This is a genomic window from Pseudomonas sp. A34-9 (assembly GCF_029543085.1).
Taxonomy (GTDB): Bacteria; Pseudomonadota; Gammaproteobacteria; order Pseudomonadales; family Pseudomonadaceae; genus Aquipseudomonas.
Genome location: NZ_CP119967.1, coordinates 5,174,314 through 5,199,311, shown reverse-complemented (window position 1 = coordinate 5,199,311; position 24,998 = coordinate 5,174,314). Strand labels below are relative to the sequence as shown.

The 24,998-nt window shown below is 59.6% G+C and carries 24 protein-coding genes; 10 read left to right on the top strand and 14 right to left on the bottom strand.

Annotation, left to right across the window (positions count from 1 at the left end; genetic code table 11):
- Positions 1–51 precede the first annotated feature (51 nt).
- Positions 52–414 (top strand): GtrA family protein, encoded by a 363-nt coding sequence (locus P3G59_RS23190; protein WP_277759117.1) that lies wholly within the window; start codon positions 52–54, stop codon positions 412–414.
- 36 nt (positions 415–450) lie between these two features.
- On the opposite strand, the gene P3G59_RS23185 is transcribed toward P3G59_RS23190, so the two are convergent.
- Together P3G59_RS23185 and P3G59_RS23180 are read right to left on the bottom strand one after the other, a co-directional pair.
- Positions 451–2,070 (bottom strand): FMN-binding glutamate synthase family protein, encoded by a 1,620-nt coding sequence (locus P3G59_RS23185; RefSeq protein ID WP_277759116.1) that lies wholly within the window; start codon positions 2,068–2,070, stop codon positions 451–453.
- A gap of 110 nt (positions 2,071–2,180) precedes the next feature.
- Positions 2,181–2,981 (bottom strand): LuxR C-terminal-related transcriptional regulator, encoded by an 801-nt coding sequence (locus tag P3G59_RS23180; protein WP_277759115.1) that lies wholly within the window; start codon positions 2,979–2,981, stop codon positions 2,181–2,183.
- 125 nt (positions 2,982–3,106) lie between these two features.
- On the opposite strand from P3G59_RS23180, the gene P3G59_RS23175 reads away from it, so the two are divergent.
- From P3G59_RS23175 to P3G59_RS23155, 5 genes are all read left to right on the top strand, one after another.
- A complete protein-coding gene (locus tag P3G59_RS23175; RefSeq protein WP_277759114.1) occupies positions 3,107–3,928 on the top strand; it encodes a carbon-nitrogen hydrolase family protein in 822 nt (273 codons plus the stop codon).
- Between the two features lie 348 nt (positions 3,929–4,276).
- Positions 4,277–5,602 carry an APC family permease gene (locus P3G59_RS23170; RefSeq protein ID WP_277759113.1) on the top strand — a complete coding sequence of 442 codons (1,326 nt, stop codon included), beginning with the start codon at positions 4,277–4,279 and terminating at the stop codon, positions 5,600–5,602.
- Between the two features lie 69 nt (positions 5,603–5,671).
- On the top strand, positions 5,672–6,094 hold the full coding sequence (locus tag P3G59_RS23165) for an NUDIX domain-containing protein (RefSeq protein ID WP_277759112.1): 423 nt from the start codon (positions 5,672–5,674) through the stop codon (positions 6,092–6,094).
- 23 nt (positions 6,095–6,117) lie between these two features.
- A complete protein-coding gene (locus tag P3G59_RS23160) occupies positions 6,118–6,756 on the top strand; it encodes a LysE family translocator (protein WP_277759111.1) in 639 nt (212 codons plus the stop codon).
- 2 nt (positions 6,757–6,758) lie between these two features.
- Positions 6,759–7,259 (top strand): GNAT family N-acetyltransferase, encoded by a 501-nt coding sequence (locus tag P3G59_RS23155; RefSeq protein ID WP_277759110.1) that lies wholly within the window; start codon positions 6,759–6,761, stop codon positions 7,257–7,259.
- A gap of 94 nt (positions 7,260–7,353) precedes the next feature.
- On the opposite strand, the gene metR is transcribed toward P3G59_RS23155, so the two are convergent.
- Entirely contained in the window at positions 7,354–8,271 is a 918-nt protein-coding gene (metR, locus tag P3G59_RS23150; RefSeq protein ID WP_007916739.1) for a transcriptional regulator MetR, read from the bottom strand.
- Positions 8,272–8,663: 392 nt separating this feature from the next.
- Between metR and P3G59_RS23145 the strand changes: the two genes are divergently transcribed.
- Both P3G59_RS23145 and P3G59_RS23140 read left to right on the top strand, forming a co-directional pair.
- Entirely contained in the window at positions 8,664–9,698 is a 1,035-nt protein-coding gene (locus tag P3G59_RS23145; RefSeq protein WP_277759109.1) for an alpha/beta hydrolase, read from the top strand.
- Positions 9,699–9,859: 161 nt separating this feature from the next.
- Positions 9,860–10,525 carry a DsbA family oxidoreductase gene (locus P3G59_RS23140; RefSeq protein WP_277759108.1) on the top strand — a complete coding sequence of 222 codons (666 nt, stop codon included), beginning with the start codon at positions 9,860–9,862 and terminating at the stop codon, positions 10,523–10,525.
- A gap of 199 nt (positions 10,526–10,724) precedes the next feature.
- Here P3G59_RS23140 and P3G59_RS23135 read toward each other — a convergent pair whose 3' ends face one another.
- From P3G59_RS23135 to P3G59_RS23085, 11 genes are all read right to left on the bottom strand, one after another.
- The gene (locus P3G59_RS23135; RefSeq protein WP_007916734.1) at positions 10,725–11,063 is read right to left on the bottom strand and encodes a GlpM family protein; all 339 of its coding nucleotides are present in this window, start codon (positions 11,061–11,063) and stop codon (positions 10,725–10,727) included.
- Positions 11,063–12,391 (bottom strand): sigma-54 dependent transcriptional regulator, encoded by a 1,329-nt coding sequence (locus P3G59_RS23130; protein ID WP_277759107.1) that lies wholly within the window; start codon positions 12,389–12,391, stop codon positions 11,063–11,065. Before P3G59_RS23130 ends, P3G59_RS23135 begins: the two co-directional genes overlap by 1 nt.
- Positions 12,388–14,289: a sensor histidine kinase gene (locus P3G59_RS23125; RefSeq protein ID WP_277759106.1), complete on the bottom strand. Its 1,902-nt coding sequence runs from the start codon at positions 14,287–14,289 to the stop codon at positions 12,388–12,390. The genes P3G59_RS23130 and P3G59_RS23125 overlap by 4 nt, the downstream gene beginning before the upstream one ends.
- Before the next feature lie 145 nt (positions 14,290–14,434).
- Positions 14,435–15,169, bottom strand: coding sequence for an amino acid ABC transporter ATP-binding protein (locus tag P3G59_RS23120; protein ID WP_007963947.1), 735 nt, complete (start codon positions 15,167–15,169; stop codon positions 14,435–14,437).
- Positions 15,166–15,837 (bottom strand): ABC transporter permease subunit, encoded by a 672-nt coding sequence (locus tag P3G59_RS23115; protein WP_003227756.1) that lies wholly within the window; start codon positions 15,835–15,837, stop codon positions 15,166–15,168. Before P3G59_RS23115 ends, P3G59_RS23120 begins: the two co-directional genes overlap by 4 nt.
- The gene (locus P3G59_RS23110) at positions 15,837–16,583 is read right to left on the bottom strand and encodes an amino acid ABC transporter permease (protein ID WP_016986630.1); all 747 of its coding nucleotides are present in this window, start codon (positions 16,581–16,583) and stop codon (positions 15,837–15,839) included. Before P3G59_RS23110 ends, P3G59_RS23115 begins: the two co-directional genes overlap by 1 nt.
- 193 nt (positions 16,584–16,776) lie before the next feature.
- A complete protein-coding gene (locus P3G59_RS23105) occupies positions 16,777–17,703 on the bottom strand; it encodes a glutamate/aspartate ABC transporter substrate-binding protein (protein WP_277759105.1) in 927 nt (308 codons plus the stop codon).
- A gap of 464 nt (positions 17,704–18,167) precedes the next feature.
- Positions 18,168–19,703, bottom strand: a complete 1,536-nt coding sequence (glpD, locus tag P3G59_RS23100) for a glycerol-3-phosphate dehydrogenase (RefSeq protein ID WP_277759104.1) — start codon at positions 19,701–19,703, stop codon at positions 18,168–18,170.
- Positions 19,704–19,948: 245 nt separating this feature from the next.
- Positions 19,949–20,704, bottom strand: coding sequence for a DeoR/GlpR family transcriptional regulator (locus P3G59_RS23095; protein WP_007916700.1), 756 nt, complete (start codon positions 20,702–20,704; stop codon positions 19,949–19,951).
- A 95-nt stretch (positions 20,705–20,799) separates the two neighbouring features.
- On the bottom strand, positions 20,800–22,302 hold the full coding sequence (glpK, locus tag P3G59_RS23090) for a glycerol kinase GlpK (protein ID WP_007916698.1): 1,503 nt from the start codon (positions 22,300–22,302) through the stop codon (positions 20,800–20,802).
- Between the two features lie 77 nt (positions 22,303–22,379).
- The gene (locus P3G59_RS23085; RefSeq protein ID WP_007916695.1) at positions 22,380–23,231 is read right to left on the bottom strand and encodes an MIP/aquaporin family protein; all 852 of its coding nucleotides are present in this window, start codon (positions 23,229–23,231) and stop codon (positions 22,380–22,382) included.
- Positions 23,232–23,593: 362 nt separating this feature from the next.
- Between P3G59_RS23085 and ybaK the strand changes: the two genes are divergently transcribed.
- A complete protein-coding gene (gene ybaK / locus P3G59_RS23080; protein ID WP_277759103.1) occupies positions 23,594–24,064 on the top strand; it encodes a Cys-tRNA(Pro) deacylase in 471 nt (156 codons plus the stop codon).
- Positions 24,065–24,159: 95 nt separating this feature from the next.
- Positions 24,160–24,942, top strand: a complete 783-nt coding sequence (locus P3G59_RS23075) for a PhzF family phenazine biosynthesis protein (RefSeq protein ID WP_277759102.1) — start codon at positions 24,160–24,162, stop codon at positions 24,940–24,942.
- The last annotated feature ends 56 nt before the right edge of the window (positions 24,943–24,998 follow it).

The following is a 24,998-nucleotide window of genomic DNA, read 5'->3' as shown; positions in this document are numbered from 1 at the left end:
ATGACCTAGGTTGAACGTTCGCCCAAAAACCGCCGCTGGCAAGGAATCGCGATGAAAGGACTCTGTGCATTGACAGTGATCGGCATCGCCGATGCATTGATTCACTGGCAAGTCTTTTTCGTCCTGTGCATCGCTGTCGGTCTGACTCAGGCGGCGAGCAATTTTGCCGCGTTTTGCGTGGCGGCAGCGTTCTCGTTTTACGTGAACATGCTCTACACCTTTGAGCGCAGTACGCCGGTGTTCGGCTATCTGCTGTTTATCGGGGTGATGGGCGGGGTGAGTTTTGGCATCGGCTCGATTGCCGATACACGGGGGCTGCACGGTTTGGTAACCGTGGTGTCCTTTACGCTGCTCAATCTGCTGTCGGCGTACTGTTTTTTCAGATTTGTATTGTTGCGCGAGCGTCAGGAGTAAAGCGCCAGTGCGTTGCTCGGACTGGCGCTTCACGCGTCAGGCGGCTGCCACGTCCTGCGGCTCGAAACTGTCCGCCCGCGCCATCTGCCACATCCGCGAATAGAACTCACCATTCACTTCCCCGGTGAGCAATTCACCCGGCTTCAAGAACACATGCAACTGCGAGAACAGTTTGATCTCGGTCGCCGACATGCGTCGCACCAAATGCTTGGCCGACAGTTGCGACGGATGTTCAAGGCCGGCAGCGGCCAGCATTTCCGCCAGTGCTTTGAGCGTGTTGCGGTGGAAGTTGAAGACGCGCTGCGCCTTGTCCGGCACCACCAGCGCGCGTTGACGCAGGGCATCCTGAGTGGCGACGCCGGTCGGGCATTTGTTGGTGTGGCAACTCTGCGACTGGATGCAACCGATGGCGAACATGAAGCCGCGCGCGGAGTTGGCCCAGTCGGCGCCGATGGCCAGTACGCTGGCGATGTCGAAGGCGCTGACGATCTTGCCGCTGGCGCCGAGTTTGATCTTGTCGCGCAGGTTCAGGCCGACCAGGGTGTTGTGCACAAACAGCAGGCCTTCGCGCATCGGCACGCCGATGTGGTCGGTGAATTCCACCGGTGCGGCGCCGGTGCCACCCTCCTTGCCGTCGACGACGATGAAGTCTGGGAGGATGCCGGTTTCCAGCATGGCTTTGGCGATGCCCATGAACTCCCATGGGTGGCCGAGGCAGAACTTGAAACCCACCGGTTTGCCGCCGGACAGTTCACGCAGTTGCTGGATGAACTGCATCATTTCGATGGGTGTGGAAAACGCGCTGTGACGGGAAGGCGACACGCAGTCTTCGCCCATCATGATGCCGCGGGTTTCAGCGATCTCCTTGGTGACTTTGTGTTTGGGCAGGATGCCGCCGTGGCCGGGTTTGGCGCCTTGGCTCATCTTGATTTCGATCATCCGCACTTGCGGATTCTGCGCCTGGGTGGCGAAGCGTTCCGGGTCGAAACGGCCGTCGCTGGTACGGCAACCGAAATAGCCACTGCCCAGCTCCCAGGTCAGGTCGCCACCGTGTTCGCGGTGATACGGGCTGATGCTGCCTTCGCCGGTGTCGTGGGCGAAGTTGCCGAGTTTTGCACCCTGGTTCAACGCGCGAATCGCGTTGGCGCTGAGCGAGCCGAAGCTCATCGCCGAGATGTTGAACACCGAGGCCGAATACGGTTGCGAGCACTGCGGGCCGCCGACGGTGACGCGGAAACTGCTCGGGTCGCTCAGCGGCGCCGGGCGCATCGAGTGGCCGATGAATTCGAAGCCCGATTGATAAACGTCGATCAGCGTGCCGAACGGTTTGTCGGCGGTTTCGTTTTTCGCTCGCGAATAGACCAGCGAACGCTGGGCGCGGGAGAAGGGCAGGGCGTCGCTGTCGGACTCCAGCAAGTACTGGCGGATCTCCGGACGGATGCCTTCGACCAGATAACGGATGTTGCCGAGGATCGGATAATTGCGGCGCACCGCATGCGGGCTTTGCAGCAGGTCGAACAGACCGATCAGGCTCAGTACGCCGGTGACGGCGGTGATCGGCCACAGCCAGTCATGTTCGAGGAAAGGCAGGCTGGCGAGGGTGAAAATCACACAGACGGCAAAGAAGGCGTAGCGGCTCAGGAGTGACAGGCTCATACGGTTTCCTTGGGTTCGGACTCAGTATTTAAAAGATCGCAGCCTTCGGCAGCTCCTACAGGTCAGTGCATGACTTGGCCCTGTAGGAGCTGCCGAAGGCTGCGATCTTTTCAGGCGTTTTGCGCCTGAAGAAAAATCGAAAACAGCTCGGACTGGGATTTGATCCCCAGCTTGCTGTACATGTGTTTCTTATGGACTTTCACGGTTTCGACGGAGATTTCCAGCTTACGGGCGATTTCTTTACTGGAGCAACCGCTGAGCATCAAACGCCCGACATCCAGCTCCCGCGCCGTCAACTGCGCGCCTTTGAGTTGCTGCACCGACGCCTCCAGTTGCACCCGCCAGTCAGCCCGGACAGGGGCGGCGGCGAGGGCCACGGTTTCGTTGATTTCATAGGGCAGGCGCTGGCGCAGCAAGCCCAACACCCAAGGCTGGATCAATGACAGCAGGGCGATCTGTTCGCCAGTGAAACGTTTTTCACTGCCCAGTGACAGACACAGCGTGCGATCGCCTTCGAGCTGACAATTGAACTGGATTTCGTCGGCCACGACATTCAGACGAAAGTATCGCTGGTAATACTCGGTCAGCTCGAAATGCTCTGGCGCCACCTCGGACAGGCGATACAGGCCGGTGCGCGATTGCTCGCGGCAGGCGATGTAGAACGGATCGAGCAGATACAGGCCGCGCAGATAATCCTGAAACAACTGATCGGGGCTGCCGTCTTCGCCGGGGCATTCGGTGAAGACCTGGGGGTGTTGATCGGCGCTGAACAGCAGTGCCACCCAGCTATCAAACGGCACGTACTGGTCGAGCAGACGCACCAGTTGTGCCCAGAAGTTCGGCTTGTCGAGCGCATCGATGAGTTGCCCGACGGCGCGGTGCCAAGTGATGTCGTCAAACGAAAGTGCCATCGATCTACCCCTATCGGGTTACCCCGGCCGCGTAATTCCCTGGCCGGCTGCTTGCTGCGCATACTGGCCCACAGACAGCCACCGGGCAATCTTTCAGCGCCCGACGCTCATAACAAGGAACGCCCATGAAAGTCGAACTTGCCCAATTGGCGGGCCGTGACAATGCCACGGCCTACAACCTCGAACGCGCACTTGCCGCGATTGCCGCATGCGCGGCCGACACGCAATTGATCGTGTTCCCGGAAACCCACCTGATGGGCTTCCCGACGGCCGAAACCGTGGCGAAAACCGCCGAATCGCTCGACGGCCCGACGGTCAGCGCCGTGCTGGCCGCCGCGCGCGAACGCCGCATCGCCGTGGTGATCGGCATGGCCGAGAACGACAACGGTCGCTTCTACAACACCACGTTGTTGATCACCCCGGAAGGCATTGCCCTGAAATACCGCAAGACCCATCTGTGGGCGTCGGATCGCGGCGTGTTCGAGGCCGGCGACCGCTACGCCACGTGCGAGTGGAACGGCGTGCGCGTTGGCCTGTTGATTTGCTACGACATCGAGTTTCCGGAGTCGGCCCGGGCCTTGGCGCAACTGGGTGCCGAACTGTTGATCGTGACCAACGGCAACATGGACCCGTACGCGCCGACTCACCGCACCGCGATCATGGCCCGTGCCCAGGAGAATCAGGCGTTTGCGCTGATGGTCAACCGCGTGGAGGCGGGTGACGACGGCTTGATGTTTGCCGGTGGCAGTGCACTGGTCGATCCGCTGGGCTCGCTGCTGTTCGAGGCCGGGCGCGAGGAAGGGACGTTCAGCGTTGAGCTGGATTTCGCTCGACTGGAGACTGCACGCAAGGATTACCGCTATCTGGATGATCAGCGCTTGAAGTTGCCGGGGGAGGTGGTGGAGCACGGCGATGGTGTTCGTGAATTGTTGATTCCACGCCGTTGACCGCTGCCCTCACCCTAGCCCTCTCCCAAAGGGAGAGGGGACCGACCGAGTTGATTGTTCGAGGTACGCCGACCTGAAATACCGGGCCGAACTCAGGATTTGAAACTGCAAGTTCAAGTCGAACTGAGGATTGAATCTGCGGGTTCAAGTCGAACTGAGGATTTGAAAACCATGGAGATCGGCTCCCTTTCCCCCTCGCCCCCTTGGGGGAGAGGGCTGGGGTGAGGGGGAAAAGATTTCCAGTCGAATAAAAAATTCAAACAACACCAGAACAACAAATCCACACCCGAAAACATTCGCCGAACCCGGCTCTGCCATAAATCCAATAATATTCGGAGTAAGTCGCCCATGGCTCGTTTGCAACGCACCCTTTCATTAGGGTCGGTGGTGCTGTTCGGCATCGCCTACATGACGCCGATCATCGTCCTCGGCACCTTCGGCATCCTCGCCCAGTCCACCGCCGGCATGGTCCCCGCCGCGTATCTGGCGGCGCTGGTGGCGATGTTTTTCACCGCCATGAGCTACGGCCGCATGGCCGCCGCGTTCCCCGTCGCCGGTTCCGCTTACAGCTACGTGCGCAAGGCGATCAGCCCGAAACTCGGCTTCATCGCCGGTTGGGCCGTTTTGCTCGATTACCTGTTTCTGCCGATGGCGATCTGGCTGATCGGCGCGGCGTATCTGGCGTCGGCGTTTCCGTCGATCCCGCAATGGATCTGGGTGCTGGCGTTCATCGGCATCACCAGTGCGATCAACATCATCGGTTTGAAACTGGCCAACGGCATCAACGCCTTGCTGATGCTGGTGCAGTTTCTGGTGCTGATCGCCTTCGTCGCGCTGTGCGTGCACTACATCGGTGGCGATGCGGGCACGCCGTTGTGGTCGATCAAACCGTTCTTCAACGGCGACATGCAGATGCCGCTGATCATGAGCGGCGCGGCGATTGCCTGCTATTCGTTCCTCGGGTTCGATGCGGTCAGCACCTTGACCGAAGAAACCCGCGACCCACGCCGCACCATCCCGCGAGCGATCATGCTGATCACCTTGATCGGCGGACTGATCTTCGTCGGCGTGTCGTACTTCGTGCAGATCGCGCACCCGTCGTTCCAGTTCGACAGCGTTGACTCGGCTGCCTACGAAATCGCGCGCAACATTGGCGGTGATCTGTTTGTCTCGATCTTCCTGATCGGTTTGATTGTCGGCCAGTTTGCCTCGGGGCTGTCGGCGCAGGCCAGCGGGTCGCGACTACTGTTCGCCATGGGCCGTGACGGTGTGTTGCCGAAATCATTCTTTGGCACGCTGCATGCGCGCTTTGGCACACCGGTCAACAGCATCCTGCTGTGCGCCGTGGTGGCGTTGCTGGCGCTGAAACTCGACGTGACCACCTCGACCTCGTTCATCAACTTCGGCGCTTTCCTGGCGTTCAGTCTGGTCAATCTGTCGGTGATCTTTCACTACTGGATCGGCGGCGAGAAGAAGGGGCTGCGTGAGGGGGTGCTGTTTTTGATCTTTCCGTTCATTGGTCTGGTCGCGGATTTGTGGCTGATGGTCAGCCTTGATCATCTGGCGGTGTATCTGGGGCTGAGCTGGCTGGCGATTGGCGTGGTGTACCTGGCGGTGCTCACCGGTGGCTTCCGTCGGCAGCCGCCGGAGATGGATTTTCAGGAAGCGACCTGAGCCTTGCGGCTTGGCACACCGTTGACCGGCATGTGATCCTTGGCGCTTTTGCGCCAAAGGACACCCTGCATGCCGACGCCTTCCCAGACCATTCGCATCGCCGCCGCACTGTTGCTCAACCCAGAAGGGCAGACCCTGCTGGTGCGCAAGCGCGGGACCACGGCGTTCATGCAACCGGGCGGCAAGATCGAAGCGCACGAGTTGCCGGTGCATGCGCTGGCACGCGAGCTGGAAGAGGAGCTGGGCTTGCAGATCGATCCGGCGCAGGCGACGTTCCTCGGGCAGTTTTGCGCCCCTGCCGCCAACGAACCGGGGTTCGTTGTACAAGCCGAAATCTTTCAACTGACAATCGACACTGATGTCGCCCCCGCGGCGGAAATTGAACAGGTCATTTGGGTTGATCCCGCCACTGATCCTGCAGTCGATCTGGCACCATTGACACGCGACCTGATCCTGCCGTTTTATCGCAGCTCGCTGATCGAGATCGCCTGATCATCCCCGCAAAGGACTTTGCCATGATCCCGCTGCAAGACCTGCTGATTTTCGCTGCTGCCGCCTTGTTGATGGTGCTGACGCCGGGGCCGAACATGATCTACCTGATCTCGCGTTCGATCTGTCAGGGACGCAAGGCCGGGGTGACGTCGTTGCTCGGCGTGGTGGCGGGGTTCTTTGTGCATCTGTTTGCGGCGGCGGCCGGTTTGACCGCGGTGTTTCTGGCGGTGCCGATGGCCTACGAAGTGCTGAAATGGGCCGGCGCGCTGTACCTGCTGTGGCTGGCCTGGCAAGCGGTGAAGCCTGGCGCACGCTCGCCGTTCCAGGCGCAGCAATTGCCGGCGGACTCGTCGCGCAAGCTGATCACCATGGGCTTTCTCACCAGCGCGCTGAACCCGAAAATCGCCGTGTTCTATCTCTCGGTATTTCCGCAGTTCATCACCCCGGAACACGGCTCGGTGTTCACCCAAAGCATCGTGCTCGGCCTGACCCAGATCAGCGTGAGTTTCTGCGTCAATCTGCTGATCGCGCTGTTCGCGGCGGGCATCGCTTCGTGGTTTGTGCGTAACCCGACGTGGCTGGCGCTGCAGCGTTATTTCATGGGCTTCGTCCTCGGCAGCCTCGCTGTGCGCCTGATGCTTGAGCAGCGCAGGGCGGCGTGAACATGTGGATCGAACGGCTGGACGCCAGCCATGCCCTGGCTTACCGCGAACTGATGCTCGAAGCTTATGACCGTCATCCGCAGGCCTTCACCTCAAGCGTGCGCGAACGCGCGGTGATGCCGCTGAGCTGGTGGGAAGGGCGCCTGACCAGCAAGCTCGACGTCGTTCTCGGTGCCTTCGAGGGCGGCACGCTCGCCGGCATCGTTGGCCTGGCCTTCGAACCGCGCGAGAAGGCGCGCCATAAAGCGACCCTGTTCGGCATGTATGTTTCAGCGGATTTTCGTCAGCGCGGCCTGGGCCATGAACTGGTGCAGGCAGCCATCGCCGAAACGCGAAACCATCCGGCGCTGAAACTGCTCCAGCTCACCGTCACCGCTGGCAATGACGCGGCGTTCAATCTCTATCAGCGCTGCGGCTTCATCCAGTTCGGCCTCGAACCGCTGGCCGTGCGGGTGGGCGAGGATTATTTCGACAAGATCCACATGTGGCGTGAATTACCCTGAGAGGCGGGCAAGATCAAAAGATCGCAGCCTTCGGCAGCTCCTGCACCAATCTCTGCAGGAGCTGCCGAAGGCTGCGATCTTTTGATTTTTAGCGTCAGCGAACCGCGCTGACGCCGTCGAGGGTCGAGAAGGACGTGTCTTTGGCCGTCAGCAGAAAATCACGCATGTACGGCGCATCGAGCATGTCGGTGCGGATCGCCGCGTACAACGTCGCGAACAAGCCTTTTTCCCCCAGCCGTTTACCCTTCACGTAACCGCGTGAGCTGTATTCATGTAACGCCCAGTGCGGCATGCCGCAGACGCCACGGCCGCTGGCAACCAGTTGCATCATCATCACCGTCAGTTCCGAGGTGCGCACTTGCGCCGGCTCGATGTCGGCCGGTTCCAGAAAACGCGTGAAGATATCGAGGCGATCGCGTTCCACCGGGTAAGTGATCAGGGTTTCCGTCAGCAAGTCTTCGGGGACGATGTACGGTTTACTCGCCAGCGCGTGCTGATTGGCCACGGCGAGCATGGCTTCGTAGGTGAACAGCGGCACGTAAGTGATACCGGCGATTTCCAGCGGATCAGACGTCACCACCAAGTCGAGATCACCGCGTGCCAGCGCCGGTAACGGTGCGAAGGCGAAACCCGAAGCGAGGTCGAGTTCGACTTCCGGCCAGGCATCGCGGAACTGATCGATGGTCGGCATCAGCCACTGAAAGCAACTGTGGCATTCAATGGCCATGTGCAAACGCCCGGCAGTGCCACCGGCCAGACGGCCGATATCCCGTTCGGCGGCGCGCAACAGCGGCAGGGTCGCATCGGCCAGTTGCAACAGGCGCAAACCGGCGCTGGTGAAACGCACTGGTTTGGTCTTGCGCACAAACAGCGCCATGCCCAGCCGTTCTTCAAGCTCCTTGAACTGGTGAGACAGTGCTGACTGCGTCAGGTGCAAACGGTCGGCGGCATCGACCAGGCTGTCGGCTTCGCGCAAGGCATGCAGGGTTTTCAGGTGGCGGATTTCAAGCACCGATGGCTCCATGAGAAAAACTTGTGATTAGCGCAAAGATGGTGAGTTTGTCTCAAGTTGAGAGGGCTGTCGACGATTACACCGTTTTTACCCGTGCAGCACCGCACGTCCTTGCGCATTAGCGTGGCGCCGGTCCGAACCATTGGCTATGCAAACACCAGGTCGCGCTATTGTCAGATCTGACAGTAGCGACGGGCGGTAGCGAAATACGATTCAAACCACTTCGAAATGAGAAATCGCGCAAGGCGATGGCGGTACATCGATATCGTTTGCAACCCACCCCCATGACCGCTCGGCACTCTTCATCAAACTGTCATGGAACTGTGGCAGCGCGCTTGTACAAAGTTCATCAGACTCACGCTCTACTGGGGTTCTGCGTTTCGGTGTTTTTCATGGCTAAGGGTTTTCTATCTGTCGCGGCTTTGTTGGCTGCGATTTTTTTCGGGTCGTCGACATGGGCGGCGGCGCGCTGCGATGTGAATGTGCCGACCGAACACGTCGATCTGCCGCAGGTGAGCCTGGCTTACCAGAGCATTGGTCGCGCATCGGATCCGGCGTTGTTGCTGGTCATGGGCCTGGGTGGCCAGTTGATCCACTGGCCCGACGAAGTGGTCGTCGCGCTGTGTCAGCAGGGCTTTCGGGTGATTCGTTACGACAACCGCGATGTCGGTCTGTCGACCTGGCGTCAGGCGCCGGCTGAAGCCAATCTGACGTTCGAAGTGCTGCGCTACAAACTCGGTCTGCCGGTAGCGGCGCCTTACAGCCTGACCGACATGGCGGACGACGCGCTGGGTTTGATGGAGGCGTTGCACGTCGAGCAATTCCACGTACTGGGCGCAAGCATGGGCGGGATGATCGCCCAGCACATGGCGGCAATGGCACCGCAGCGGGTCGAGAGCCTGACATTGATCATGACCAGTTCGGGCGCCGAAGGATTGCCGGCCCCGAGTGCCGCGCTGGTTCAGTTGTTGTCGCGTCGCGGCGCACCGAATCGTCAGGCGGCACTGGAGCAACAGGCTGATCTGCTGGCGGCGCTGGGCAGCCCGGCGGTCACCGATGATCGGCAGGCCTTGCTGCAGCAGGCGGCGCTGTCGTATGACCGTGCGTTCAACCCCGAAGGCGTGAAACGGCAGATCATGGCCATTCTTGCTGAACCGAGCCGGGTGGCGCTGCTCAACCAATTGCGCGTGCCGACGCTGGTGGTGCATGGCACGGCGGACCCTTTGTTGCCGGTGATGCACGGCGTGCATCTGGCGGCGCATATTCGCGGCAGTCAGTTGAAGCTGATTCCGGGGCTGGCGCATCGTTTTCAGGAGGCGTTCAAGGAGCCGTTGCTGGCGGCGGTGCTGCCGTATTTGCAGGCGCATCGTGAAGACACTTCGCACTGGGCGCAGATTGAGCCGGTGGTGGGCGGGAATCTCCTGTAACCGATGGATGTGTAGCGTCGACCGGCCCTATCGCGAGCAGGCTCACTCCTGCATTGGAATTAGGAGTGAGCCTGCTTGCGATGGCGTCATCACTGTCACCCAAAGACCAGCCAGGTGTATCGTGCAAACTTTCCCGCACGATTTCCCCTGCGAGGTGTTTGATGAATTCCGCTCTGAAAATCGATTTTGTCAGCGACGTCTCCTGCCCTTGGTGCGTCGTCGGTCTATATGGCCTGATACAGGCACTGGAAATTCTGCGCAACGAAGTGCAGGCCGAGATCCGATTTCAGCCGTTCGAGCTCAATCCGAAAATGGGCGTCGATGGGCAGAACATTGCCGAACATATTCAAGAAAAGTACGGCTCGACGCCGGAGCAATCGCAGAAGAATCGCGAGGCGATTCGTGCCCGTGGCGCCGAACTCGGGTTTGCCTTTCGCACCGACGGCAACAGTCGCATCTACAACACCTTCGATGCGCACCGCTTGCTGCATTGGGCCGGGCTTGAGGGTTTGCAGTTGCCGTTGAAGGAGGCGTTGTTCAAGGCCTATTTCAGCGATGGGGGCAATCCTTCCGATCACGGCCAACTGGTGCAGATTGCGGAAAGTGTCGGACTGGATCGCCAGCGTGCCGAGGCGATTCTGGCGTCCGATGAATTTGCCGACGAGGTGCGCGAAGAAGAGCAATTGTGGTTGCAGCGCGGGGTGAGTTCGGTGCCGACGGTGGTATTTAACGGTCAGTACGCGGTGACGGGTGGACAGCCGGTGGAGACGTTTGTCGGCGCGATTCGGCAGATTATGGCTGAGTCCAAGGGCGGTACCGTCAACTGAAGAGCAAAAGCCCCTCACCCTAACCCTCTCCCGGAGGGAGAGGGGACTGATTGGGGGATGCTGGAGTGCTACGCCGACCTGAGCGTGTTGTAGCGAATCCATAATCGACTCGGTTTTTCAGGTCGATGTAACTTGAATGACACCCCGGTCGGCCCCCTCTCCCAGTGGGAGAGGGCTGGGGTGAGGGTGGCTTTTGACCTTAGCTGTGCAGGCGCACCCAAACGGTCACCAACACGGTGGCGGCCATCAACCAGGCCACCGCCGCGACGGCCAGCGACGCTTCCAGCCGCAAGCGGTCCACCATCACGTACAACGTTGCCAGATACACAAAGTACGGAATGATCGACCACATGCCGAACACGATCGTGGTCTTCAGATCCTCAATCGAACGCCCCTTGCCGACGATGTAATGCGCAATCAACGCGAACGTCGGAAACAGCGGCACCAGTCCGGCGATGTAATAGTTTTTGGTCTTCGACAGCGCCGCGATGATCAGCACCACCGCTGCGCCCAACAGGGCTTTGAAAAACAGATCCATCAGTGGCTCAACCCGTACTTTTTCACTTTGTCGAACAGCGTGGTCTTGGCCATGCCCAATTCCAGGCTGGCCTGAGTCAGGTTGCCGCCGCTGCGTTGCAGGGCATCGCTGAGCAGGTTGCGCTCGAACGCTTCGACCGCTTCGGCAAACGCCAGCCCTTGTCCGCCACTGTTGGCGCCAGACTTCTTGAACGCCGGCAAGCCGAGGGCGAAGCGTTCGGCGACGTTGCGCAGTTCACGCACGTTGCCCGGCCAGTCGTGGCTCATCAGGTTCGACAGGGTCTGGTTGTCCAGCTCCGGCAGCGCGCGATCAAAGCGCAGGGCCGACTGTTGGGTGAAGTGTTCGAACAGTTGCAGGATGTCTTCGCGACGCTCGCGCAATGGCGGCAGCTCCAGCGTCACAACGTTGAGGCGGTAGTACAAGTCGCTGCGGAACTCACCGGTCTTGCTCGATTCGTCGAGGTCGGATTTGGTCGCCGCAATCACCCGGCAATCCACGGCGACACTCTGGTTCGAGCCGAGGCGTTCGAGGGTCCGTTCCTGCAACACGCGCAGCAGTTTGATCTGCAACGGCAAGGGCATGCTTTCCACTTCGTCGAGGAACAGTGTGCCGCCGTCAGCGTGCTCGATCTTGCCGATCCGGCGTTTGCCGGCACCGGTAAAAGCGTTCGCCTCGTGGCCGAAAATCTCGCTTTCGAAAAGGTTTTCCGGCAGACCGCCGCAGTTGAGTGCGACGAATTGTTTGCTGTGGCGACGACTGAAATCATGCAGGCAGCGCGCGACCAGTTCCTTGCCGGTGCCGGTCTCACCCTCGATCAGCACGTTGGCCGAAGTATCGGCGACGTTGGCGATCAGTTCGCGCAGGTTCTGCATCGCCGGCGAGCGACCGATGATCCGTCCTTCGAGGGAATCACGTTCGGCCAGTTGGCGGCGCAGCGACGACACTTCGCGGGCGAGGCTGCGTTGCTCCAGCGCCCGTCGCGCGACATCCACCAGACGCTCTGGCGAGAACGGTTTTTCCATGAAGTCGTAGGCGCCTTTCTGCATCGCGCCGACCGCCATGGAAATATCGCCGTGGCCGGTGATCAGCACCACCGGCAGGCTGCGATCGCGTTGTTTCAGTCGGGTCAGCAGTTCCAGACCATCGATGCCCGGCAGGCGAATGTCGCTGATGACGATGCCGGCAAAGTTATCGCCGACACGCTCCAGCGCTTCTTCGGCACTGCCAACGCCCACGCAGGGAATATCTTCCAGGGTCAGCGCCTGCTGGCAACCGAGCAGCACATGGGGGTCGTCTTCGACGATCAGCACACTAAGGTTGTGGTTCATATTGGCTCGGCAGGAGTAGGGCTTACCAACGGTAAACTGAGGACGAAGGTGGCGCCACCGCTGGCCGGGTGTTCGACACCCAGATGACCACCGGTGGCAGCGGCGAGGCTGGCAGAAAGCGTCAGTCCCAGACCCAGGCCTTGTTCGCCGGGTTTGGTGGTGAAGAACGGCTCGAACAGATGCTTGCGCGCTTCGGCGTCGACGCCGTGGCCGTTATCGCGTACACGCAGGCGATATTTACCGTTGAACTCTTCGCCCTCCAGCCACAGTTCGGGCTGTGATTGCGCCTGCATGGCATCGAGGGCATTGCCGATCAGGTTGACCAGAATCTGTTCGAGGCGGGTCTGGTCGATCTGCACCTGCACATCGATGAACTGCCGGTGAATATGCAGCGTAGAACTCTCCACGCGCGCCCCGAGCAATTGCAACGCGGCATCGACCGCTTTGCCGAGGCTGGCCTGGCCCTGATTGTCACCACGGCGGGCAAACGAACGCAGGCTGGCGGTGATCCGCCCCATGCGGTCGATCAGGTCATTGATGGTCTTGAGGTTGGTGCTGGCCACATCCAGCTGACCGCGTTCGAGAAAGCGTACGGTGTTGCCCGACAGTGTGCGCATCGCCGCCAGCGGCTGGTTCAGTTCGTGAGCAATGCTGGTCGACATCTGACCGATGGCGGCGAGTTTGCCGGCCTGTACCAGTTCATCCTGAGCGCGGCGCAGCGTCTCTTCGGCCTGACGGCGTTCGCGGATCTGGCTCTTCAGGCGCTCGTTGCTGGCGCGCAGGTCAGTGGTGCGTTCGGTAATCCGACGCTCAAGCTGATTGTTCGCTTCCTGCAAGGCTTCGCGGGCGGCGAGGCGGGTGGCGATGACCTTGCGTCGCTCGTTCCAGGCGATCAGCAAGAAGGCGACCAACGCGAAGGCGACCGCGACCAGAATCCCTTGATTGATCGCTTCACGGCGCAGGTCCTGCAACGGCGTGAGCAGGGTGAAATTCCACGGCGTGTCGGTCAGTGGCCGGGTCTGCGCGAGATAGCTGATGTCGTCATCGTCGGAGCGCACTTCGCTGTTGGCGGGAAAGGTGAGTTTTTCCACGCCTTCGGACAGGGTTTCCCGGGCCAGCGGTTGCAGTTCGTTGAGCGGGAACCAGTAGTACTGCAGGCTGCGGGCGAGTTTCTCTTTGATTTCGTCAGTGAGCGGGATAACTGACTTGAGGCGTCGTGCCGGATCGCTGGAGAGAATGATGATGCCGTTTTCATCGCTGACAAAGGCTTCGAGGCGCGCGCGTTGCCAGCGTTCCTCCATGGCTTCCAGGCGCACCTTGACCACGGCGACGCCGATGATCTTGCCGTGTTCTTCAAGGCCGTGGGCGAGGTAGTAACCCGGTTCGCCGTTGGTGCTGCCGATGCCGTAGAAACGGCCCGGCTCGCCACGGATGGCTTTCTGGAAGTAGGCGCGGAAGGACAGGTCTTCGCCGAGGTAACTGTCGACATCGCGCCAGTTGCTGGTGGCCATGACCCGGCCGGTGGTGTCCATGACGTAGATGGCCCGACTGCGACTGCGCCGGTTCAGGCCTTCGAGGTAATCGTTGACCTTTTGCCGGTGTTCCGGGGTCGGCTCGGCCAGCAGCTGCGACACACTCGTTTCGAGTTCCAGCAGGCTGGGCAGGTAGGTGTATTTGCTGATCTCGCTTTCCACCGCACGGGCGTGCAGTTCCAGCTGACGCTGACCATTCTCGCCGAGGCTGCGAATGCCGAAATGTTCACTGGTCCAGAAGCCGATGAAGCCCAGGCCGATCATCAGGGCGATGATCAGTGGCGGCAGGAACAAATGACGAATCAGACGGGGTTTCACGGCAAGTGATGGCGGCGCTGCGCGATAGAGATTGGGGTCGCATTTCATCACAGTTGCCTTGGGTCAACCACCTCAACAAACTTCACTAATCCCCTGTAGGAGCTGCCGCAGGCTGCGATCTTTTGATCTTGCTTTTTAAAGGCAAAAGATCGCAGCCTGCGGCAGCTCCTACAGAGAGAGCGGTGTATTGCTTTTAGTGCTGCAGGATTTTCTCGAGGAAGTGCTGCGCGCGTTCGGAGCGGGCGCTGATGTCGCCGAAGAATTCCTCTTTCGGGCAGTCTTCGATGATCTTGCCGGCGTCCATGAAGATCACGCGGTCGGCCACTTTGCGCGCAAAGCCCATTTCGTGGGTCACGCACATCATGGTCATGCCTTCGTGGGCCAGTTGCACCATCACGTCGAGCACTTCGTTGACCATTTCCGGGTCGAGCGCCGAGGTCGGTTCGTCGAACAGCATGACGATCGGGTCCATCGCCAGCGCACGGGCAATCGCCACACGTTGTTGCTGACCGCCGGACAGTTGCCCGGGATGCTTGTGGGCGTGCGCTGACAGACCGACGCGCTCGAGCAGTTGCAGACCTTTTTTGGTCGCCTCTTCCTTGCTGCGTCCCAACACCTTGATCTGCGCGATGGTCAGGTTTTCGGTGATGGTCAGGTGCGGGAACAGTTCGAAATGCTGGAACACCATGCCCACGCGCGAGCGCAGTTTCGGCAGGTTGGTCTTCGAGTCGGCAATCGAGGTGCCGTCGACGACGATGTCGCCTTTCTGGAACGGTTCCAGCGCATTGACGCACTTGATCAGGGTCGATTTGCCGGAACCCGACGGGCCGCAGACCACGATCACTTCGCCTTTTTTGACCTCGGTGCTGCAATCAGTCAGCACCTGGAAGTCGCCATACCACTTGTTGATGTTCTTGATAGAGATCATACGGCAAACCTTTTTTGCAGACGCTTGACCAGCAGCGAGGCGGAAAAGCTGATGATGAAGTAGACGACACCGGCGAAGATCAGGAACTCGTTGGAACGACCGATGATGTCGCCGCTGGAACGGGCGGAGTTAAGGAAGTCCACCAGGCCTACGGTGTAGACCAGCGAAGTGTCCTGGAACAGGATGATCGACTGTTGCAGCAACAACGGGGTCATCTTGCGGAACGCCTGGGGCAGGATGATCAGACGCATGGTCTGGCCATAGGTCATGCCCATCGCCTGCGCGGCGGCCATCTGACCTTTGGGGATCGACTGCACACCGGCCCGGACGATTTCGCAGAAGTACGCGGCTTCGAACATCATGAAGGCCACGACGCAGGAGGTGAACGCACCGATCGGCGTGTCTTCGCCGGTGATCCAGCGCAACACGAACGGCACCGCCAGGTAGAACCAGGTGATCACCAGCAGCAGCGGGATCGAACGGAAGTAGTTCACATAAGCGCCGGCCACCCGCGACAGCAATTTGCTCGAGGACAGGCGCATCAGCGCCAGGATCGTGCCCAGCACGATGCCGCCGACCACGCCCATGACCATCAACTGCAAGGTCATGACCATGCCGTTCCACAGGCCCGGGATAGCGGGGATGATGCCGCTGAAATCGAAGTCCATTATTTACCCCCCACGGAGATCAGGCCGGGCACCGCGACTTTCTTCTCGACCATGCGCATCAGCAACATCAGGCTCATGTTCAGGGTGAAGTAGATCAGTGTGGCCAGGGTGAAGGCTTCAAACAGGTTGGCCGAAAACTCGGCGGTCTGTTTGGTTTGCGCCAGCAGTTCCATCAGGCCGATCAAGGACGCCACGGAGGAGTTCTTGAAGACGTTGAGGAATTCCGAGGTGAGCGGCGGAATAATGATGCGGTAGGCCTGGGGCAGCAGCACGTTCCAGTAGATCTGCGGCAGCTTGAAACCCATGGCGCGGGCGGCGGATTCCTGGCCGCGTGGCAGCGCCTGGATGCCGGTACGCACTTGTTCGCAAACGCGGGCAGCGGTGAACAGGCCCAGGCACACGACAACGCTCAGGTAAGCCGAGGTGGTCGGGTTAAGGTCTTGTTTGTACCAGTCCTGCAGGTTTTGCGGCAGCAGGTCGGGCACCAGGAAGTACCAGATGAACAGCTGAACCAGCAGCGGCACGTTGCGAAACAGTTCCACGTAGCAGGTCGCGATGCCCGATACGATGCGGTTCGGCACCGTGCGCATGACCCCCAGAATGGAGCCCAGCAGCAGGGCGATAATCCAGGCCACGATGGCGATGGCAATGGTCCAGCCCAAACCGGTGACGTACCAGTCGAGATAAGTCTCGCTGCCAACGCCGGTGGACTTGAAGAACACGCCCCAGTCCCAGTTGTAATTCATTAGGGTCTCCCCTCGAGATCGATCGATGTACAAGCACCCGCTTGGGGAAGATCCTTTCCCTCCCGACGTTGAACGTCAGGCACACGCGATCGGCTCGAAAACCGCCAGGTCGAGTGTTCCACAGTAAAGCCCGCAGGTAGTAACAGACGCCTGAGGGAGAGTGGCCCCCTCAGGCAATAAGGTTAGTCAGGAATCAGATTTTTACGTCAGGCGCCGGCTTGTCGCTCGGGTTGGCGATCAGATCTTTTACCTTGTCGCTCATCGGGAAGTTCAGGTTCAGGCCTTTTGGTGGAACCGGGCTTTCGAACCACTTGCTGTAGATCTTGTTGATCTCGCCAGACTTGTACAGGGCGACGATGGCGTCATCGACAGCCTTCTTGAAGGCCGGGTCGTCTTTGCGAACCATGCACGCGTAGGCTTCAAAGGACTGTGGAGTACCAGTGATGACCCAGTCGTCCGGCTTCTTGGCCTTGGCTTCTTCACCGGCCAGCAGCGCGTCGTCCATCATGAAGGCAACGGCGCGACCGCTTTCCAGCATGTTGAAGGATTCACCGTGGTCTTTGGCGGAGATGATGTTCATGCCCATCTGCTTGTCGGCGTTCATCGCCTTGATGATGCGCTCGGACGTGGTGCCGGCGGTGGTCACGACGTTTTTGCCTTTCAGGTCGGCAAAGTCAGCGTAGGACGGCTTGCCATCCTTGTCTTTCTTGACCAGCAGACGGGTGCCGATTTCGAAGATGTTGACGGTGAAGTCGACTTGTTGAGCGCGTTCGGCGTTGTTGGTGGTGGAGCCGCACTCGATATCCGCGGTGCCGTTCTGGATCAGCGGAATACGGGTTTGCGAGGTCACCAGGTTGTATTTGACCTGCAGGTCTGGCTTGTTCAGGTCTTTTTTCAGGGCTTCAACGATGGCCACTTGAATGTCGTGGGAGTAGCCCACGGGTTTGCCGGAAGCGTCCGCGATGTAGGAAAACGGAATGGAGCTGTCGCGGTGAGCGAGCGTGATGGTGCCCGAATCGTTGATTTTCTTCAGGGTGCCGGTGAGTTCGGCGGCGAAAACTGGCGTGCTGATCAGAGCGGCCGCAATGGCTGCGCCCAGGATATGGGGAACGATGCGCATCAAATTTTCCTCGACATTGTTTTTTTTATGGAGCCAGTTTGTCGGCCCTTTTGTGCTTCGAATGCCTGACGGCTCCTGAAGTGTTGGCGCAACAGGCATTCGTCGAGAGAGTGTAGAGCATGAGTCGTGCCAGACCAGTTGACGTAGGTTAACTGTTTGATTTTTAAGGGTATTAAAGTTTTGTGTCGATGTTTTTGGCCGAAGCTGATCCGGTTATCCGAATTGATCGGGAGGTCGCGTTCGGAAAACCGAACGTTGTTTTGCCGGTTGTTTCCGGCACGACGACCTTTGTGGCGAGGGAGCTTGCTCCCGTTGGACTGCGCAGCAGGCCCGCTTTTATGAGCGGGGCCGTTACGCGACCCCGCGGGAGCAAGTTCCCTTGCCACCGATTCAGCGTCCGGCGCGGATAAAAAAAAGCCCCTGAATCTCACAATTCAGGGGCCTTCGATCAAGCGATGTTCAGATCAGGCCGCTTCAATCTTGCGATTCTGCTCGACCTTGCCCAGGTAAGCCGCCAGCTTCTCCTGCTCGACCGGGGTGGTGAACAGCCCCAGTTTGCTGCGACGCCACAGAATGTCGTGCGCCGTGGTAGCCCACTCTTCGCTGCACAGGTAATCGACTTCACGGGTATAGAGTCCGCCGCCCAGGTGCTCACCCATGTCGGCCAGGGTTTCCACGCCTTCAAGCATCCGCCAGGTGCGGCTGCCGTAAGTGGTGGACCAGCGGCGAGCGATCTCGGTCGGCACGAAGTCGAACTTGTCGCGAATCTGCGCGCACAAAGCCTGTGGCGTGGTCATGTCTTCGCCGCCGGGCAGGGTCGCGGTAGCTGTCCAGCTCGGGCGCATCTGGGTGAAAAATGGCAGCAACTGCGCCATCGCCGACTCAGCGAGTTTGCGGTAGGTGGTCAGCTTGCCGCCGAACACCGACAGCAGTGGCGCTTCTTCGCTGCCAGCCGACAAGGCCAGGGTGTAATCGCGGGTGACGGCCGACGGGTTGTCGGATTCGTCGTTGCACAGTGGGCGTACGCCCGAGTAGCTGTGCTGGATGTCGTCACGGCTGATCTGCTGCTTGAAGTGCGCGTTGACCACTTTCAGCAGGTAATCGGTTTCGCCTTCGGTGATTGCCACTTTCGCCGGATCACCGGTGTATTCACGGTCGGTGGTGCCGATCAGGGTGAAGTGGTTCAGGTACGGAATGGTGAAGACGATGCGCTGATCTTCGTTTTGCAGGATGTGCGCGTGATCACCCTCGTACAACTTCGGCACGATGATGTGGCTGCCCTGAATCAGACGGATGCCGTACGGCGATTCCATCTTCAGGTCATCACGAATGAACTTGGCGACCCACGGGCCAGCGGCGTTGACCAGCGCTTTGGCAGTGATCGAAAACAGGCTGCCGTCGGCACGTTCCAGATTCAGTTGCCACAGGCCCTTGGCGCGGCGGGCGCTGACGCAGCGAGTCTGGGTGTGCACGTGGGCGCCTTTTTCGCGGGCGGCCATGGCGTTCAGAACCACGAGGCGAGCGTCGTCGACCCAGCAGTCGGAGTATTCGAAGCCTTTCTTGATTTCGCTTTTCAGCGCGCTGTCGGCGCCGAACTTCAGGCTTTTCGAACCTGGCAGTTTTTCGCGCTTGCCGAGGTTGTCATACAGGAACAGGCCCGCACGAATCATCCACGCCGGGCGCAGGTGCGGACGGTGCGGCAGCACGAAACGCATTGGCTTGACGATGTGTGGCGCCTTGGCCAGCAGCACTTCACGTTCGGCCAGCGCTTCGCGCACCAGGCGGAATTCGTAATGTTCGAGGTAGCGCAAGCCACCGTGAATCAGCTTGCTGCTGGCCGACGAGGTGTGGCTGGCCAGATCGTCCTTTTCGCAAAGGAACACCGAAAGCCCGCGACCGGCGGCATCCGCTGCGATCCCCACGCCATTGATCCCGCCGCCGATCACGGCGATGTCGTAGATCTCGGAAAGAGGGGGCGTACGCAAGGTAGAGGTGGACATCGGCTGGCCTCGGGTTCTTTTGATTTTCTATATTGGAAATCGAACATTAATGTTCATTTGCGAAAATGGTAGCCCATAAACACGCGCACAGCCAGTCACGTTCGATTGAAAAAACTCATCGAAGGGCGATTAAAAGAAAATTTTCGAACATTAAAAGTAAAAGATCGCAGCCTTCGGCAACTTCTACATGGGTTCACTTGACCTGTAGGAGCTGCCGAAGGCTGCGATCTTTTGATCTTGGGGGGTTAAACGACTTCCAGGCGAATCTTGTGCTGACTCAACAACTGCGCCAGCGCCGGCACGGGCTGCTGATCGGTCACCAGGCAATCAATCAGGCTGATCGGCCCTAACCGGATCATCGCATTCCGCCCGAACTTGCTCGAGTCGGCTGCCAGAATCACCTGCCGCGCATTGGCAATGATCGCCTGCGACACCCGCACTTCCTGATAATCGAAGTCGAGCAAACTGCCGTCCTCATCGATACCACTGATCCCGACGAGGGCGAAATCAACCTTGAACTGATTGATGAAATCCACACTCGCCTGGCCGACCACACCGCCGTCACGACGGACATTGCCGCCGGTCAGCAGCACATCGAAATCATCCTTGGCACTGAGCATCGACGCTACGTGCAGGTTGTTGGTGATGATCTTCAGATGATTGTGATTGAGCAGGGCGCGGGCAATGGATTCGGTGGTGGTGCCGATGTTGATGAACAGCGAGGCGTGATCGGGGATCTGCGCAGCGATGGCTTCACCGATGCGTTGTTTTTCATCGCGCATCTGATCGGCGCGCATCGCATAGGCAGTGTTTTCGACGCTGGAATCGTAGGCCGCGCCGCCATGGTAGCGACGTAACAGATTGGCTTCCGCGAGCTGATTGATATCGCGGCGGATGGTTTGCGGGGTAACAACGAACAGCGTGGCCATTTCCTCGATGCTCACATAGCCGCGTTCGCGGACCAGCTCGAGGATTTGCTGCTGACGGGGAGGCAGATTCATGGGGCTTCCTTTGGGCTGCCGTGCAAAATTTGCCCATGATGCCGCAGGAATCCGCTCCCTACCAGTTAGATGCCTATCTGGATCTGAAGGTTGGCTTATTCAGCGTCTTCACGTGCCCAGTCACGCGTACGGCTGACGGCTTTTTTCCAGCCTTTGTACAGCTTCTCTTTCTCCACTTCGTCCAGGCTCGGTTCGAACTCGCGCTCGATTACGGCCTTGCCGCGCAGTTCTTCCAGGCTGCCCCAGAAACCGCAGGCCAGACCGGCCAGATACGCCGCGCCCAATGCCGTGGTTTCGCGCATTTGCGGACGCTCGACCTGCGTACCGAGGATGTCGGCCTGGAACTGCATCAGGAAGTTGTTCGCCACCGCGCCGCCGTCCACGCGCAGGGCCTTGAGGCGTTCGCCGGAGTCCTGTTGCATGGCGTCGAGCACATCGCGGGTCTGATAGGCGATCGACTCGAGCGCGGCGCGGATGATGTGATCCACACGTACGCCGCGCGTCAGGCCAAACAGCGCGCCACGGGCATACGGGTCCCAGTACGGAGCGCCCAGGCCGGTGAACGCCGGTACCAGGTACACGCCGTTGCTGTCCTTCACTTTATTGGCGAAGTATTCGGTGTCGTGGGCGTCGTTGATGATCTTCAGTTCATCGCGCAGCCACTGCACGGTGGAACCGCCGTTGAACACTGCGCCTTCCAGCGCGTAGGCGACTTCGCCACGCGGGCCGCACGCGATGGTGGTGAGCATGCCATGTTGCGATTTCACCGCCTTGTCGCCAGTGTTCATCAGCAGGAAGCAGCCAGTGCCGTAAGTATTTTTCGCCTGGCCCGGCTCGACGCACATCTGGCCGAACAGTGCCGCTTGCTGGTCACCGGCGATACCGCCGATGGCGATACCGCTCTTGGTGCGGCCGTAGATTTCCGAAGAAGCCTTCACTTCCGGGAGCATCTCGCGCGGGATGTCGAGGATTTCCAGCATCTTCGAGTCCCATTCCAGCGAATGGATGTTGAAGAGCATGGTGCGCGAGGCGTTGGTGTAGTCGGTGACGTGCACCTTGCCGCCGGTGAATTTCCAGATCAGCCAGCTATCGACCGTACCGAACAGCAGTTCGCCGTTGCGCGCACGTTCGCGGCTGCCTTCGACGTTGTCGAGGATCCACTTCAGTTTGGTGCCGGAGAAGTACGGGTCGGTGACCAGGCCGGTGTTATCGCGGATGTACTCTTCGTGGCCGTCACGCTTGAGCTGCTGGCAGATCTCGGTGCTGCGGCGGCACTGCCAGACGATGGCGTTGTAGACCGGACGGCCGGTGGTCTTGTCCCAGACCACGGTGGTTTCGCGCTGGTTGGTGATGCCGATGGCAGCGACCTGGTCGTGGTGCAGACCGGCCTGGGCCAGCGCTTCAACCATCACCGCGCTCTGGGTGGCGAAGATTTCCATCGGATCGTGTTCGACCCAGCCGGCTTGTGGGTAGTGCTGAGCGAATTCACGCTGCGCGGTGCAGACCACGTTCGCATCGCGGTCGAAAATGATCGCGCGGGAGCTGGTCGTACCCTGATCGAGGGCAATGATGTAGTTCTTATTCTGAATGTCGGTCATGTCGATTGCCTTGGACGAAATAAGGGAGAGTGGGCCGTGGCGCAGGCTCTATTGGGCAGGAGCCTGCGCCGACTGTTTCAAGAAGTTCTTGGTTTGCCGTCAATGGCCGGTTCTGCATCCTTTGTAGCAGGTGTGGCGCCGGTCAGGTGACGGGCGATGAGCCCGCGATACCCGGCAGCGCCGAGGCAGGCACCGACAATCGGTGCAAAAATCGGAATCAGGAAATAGGGAATATCGCGGCCGCCAGTGAAGGAAATTTCACCCCAGCCGGCGAAGAAAGTCATCAGTTTCGGACCGAAGTCACGTGCCGGGTTCATCGCGAACCCGGTCAGCGGGCCCATCGAGCTGCCGATCACCGCGATCAGCAACCCGATCAGCAGCGGCGCCAGCGGGCCTTTCGGCAGGCCGTTGTTGTCATCGGTGAGGGACATGATCACGCCCATCAGGATGGCAGTGATGATCATCTCCACCAGGAAAGCTTGAGCAGTCGACAGCACCGGGTTCGGGAAGGTCGAGAACACCGAGGCCAACTCAAGGCTGGCAGCCGAACCGCGAACCATTTGGTGAGTTTGTTCGTAATCGAAGAACAGATTGCTGTACAGCGTGTAAACCAGCAGCGCTCCGCAGAAGGCGCCGGCGATCTGGGCAAGAATGTAGAACGGCAGTTTGCGCTTTTCGAAGTCAGCGAAGATCGCGAGCGCGATACTGACCGCCGGGTTCAGGTGAGCGCCGGAAACCCCGGCAGTGAGGTAGATCGCCATGCTCACGCCGACGCCCCAAATGATGCTGATTTCCCACAGACCGAAGCTGGCGCCCGCGACTTTGAGCGCGGCGACGCAACCGGTGCCGAAAAAGATCAGCAGTGCAGTACCCAGAAATTCGGCCATGCATTGGCTCGAGAGCGATGGTTGCTGTAAAGCAGTTGTCATTGAAAACCTCGATTTTTGTTGTTGTCTGGCGTCTTGCCGGTAGGGCAGGGCGCGATTTTCCCCGGTCAGGAATCCCCATTCCTTTCCCGGTTTACTGCTGGGTGCTGCGATGACGATAATTCTTACATTATTCAGATTCGAAAAAATATAGACAAGAAACAAACCTGTCAAAGGTCGAAAGTGAACCATCGGTCACAATAAAACTATTCGCTGTGTGAATGATCCTCCGCCGTCGATGCAGAACGGCGCGCTCAGAATGCCTGCAAGTCACGGGAATCGCGGCTTGGGATAGAGCCTTTTAGGGGCCGATCACCTAGAATCCGGCACAGTGTTTTTCCGTCACTGCCGAGCCCGGAGCTGCCATGACCCCTGCGTTGGACTTGTTGAAAAAAGTTCGTGCCGAACATCGCGTGCACAGTTACGAACATGACCCCAAAGCCGCGTCCTATGGACTGGAGGCCGCAGAAAAGCTGGCACTTGAGCCGGCGCAGGTGTTCAAGACCTTGCTCGCAGCCAGCGAAAAAGGTGAGTTGCTGGTGGCAGTCGTACCGGTCGTCGGAAGCCTTGACCTAAAAGGCCTGGCGCAGGCTGCCGGGGTGAAAAAAGTCGAGATGGCTGACCCGGCAGCCGCCCAGCGCTCCACCGGTTATCTGTTGGGCGGCATCAGCCCGCTGGGGCAGAAGAAGCGCCTGCGCACCTTTATCGATAACTCGGCTCAGGGTTTTGCGACTATTTATGTCAGCGCCGGTCGGCGAGGGCTGGAAGTCGAATTGGCGCCCGCTGTGCTCGCCGAACATACCCAGGCGAAATTTGCCGATATCGGCCGCCCGTAGCCGTTATCGCTGTATGCAGAAAATTGGCCGGTTCTGTCACTGGCGCTGATCGCTTCGTGGTTGCATGCTCGGCAGACTGACTGAGGGAGATGGTTATGCAGCTTGAGTTTCATCAGGTCGACGCATTCAGTGATCGACCGTTCAGCGGCAATCCGGCGATGATTTATCGGCTGGATGCCTGGCTCGCGGATGAGCTGATGCAGAACATCGCCGCGGAACACAATCTGGCGGAAACCGCGTTTCTGGTCCGCGAAGGTCAGGCGTGGCACATCCGTTGGTTCACCCCGACCACTGAAGTGCCGCTGTGCGGGCACGCTACGCTGGCCAGTGCTTATGTGCTGTTCGAGATTTACAAGGAAACCGTCGAGCGTATCGACTTCACCTCTAAATCCGGCCCGTTGAGCGTCACTCGGGAAGGTGATCGGTTGTGGCTGGATTTTCCATCGATCATGCCGTCAGAGATCGGCGTTACCCTGGATGTCGAGCGGGCGCTGGGTGTTGAAGCGGTTGATGTACTTGGCTCAAACGAACTGTTTGTGGTGCTGGAGTCGGAGCAGGCCGTGCTTGATTGCAAGCCCGACATGGTCGCGTTGGCCAAGCTGCCGTGGCTCGGCGCGATCGTCACGGCGCGAGGCAATCAGCACGACTTCGTCTCGCGCTATTTCGGACCGGCGATTGGCATCAATGAAGATCCGGTGACCGGCTCGACCCACTGCAGTCTGATTCCGTATTGGTCCAGACGTTTGGGCAAATCGAGCCTGACCGCGTGCCAGCGTTCGGCGCGGGGTGGGGAGTTGTTTTGTCGGTTGGAGGGTGAGCGAGTGAAGATTGGCGGTAATGCGACGCTGGTTGCGAGCGGTACGTTGCTGCTAGCTTAAAGTCAAAAGATCGCAGCCTGCCGCAGCTCCTACAGGGATCAATGCAGGAGCTGCCG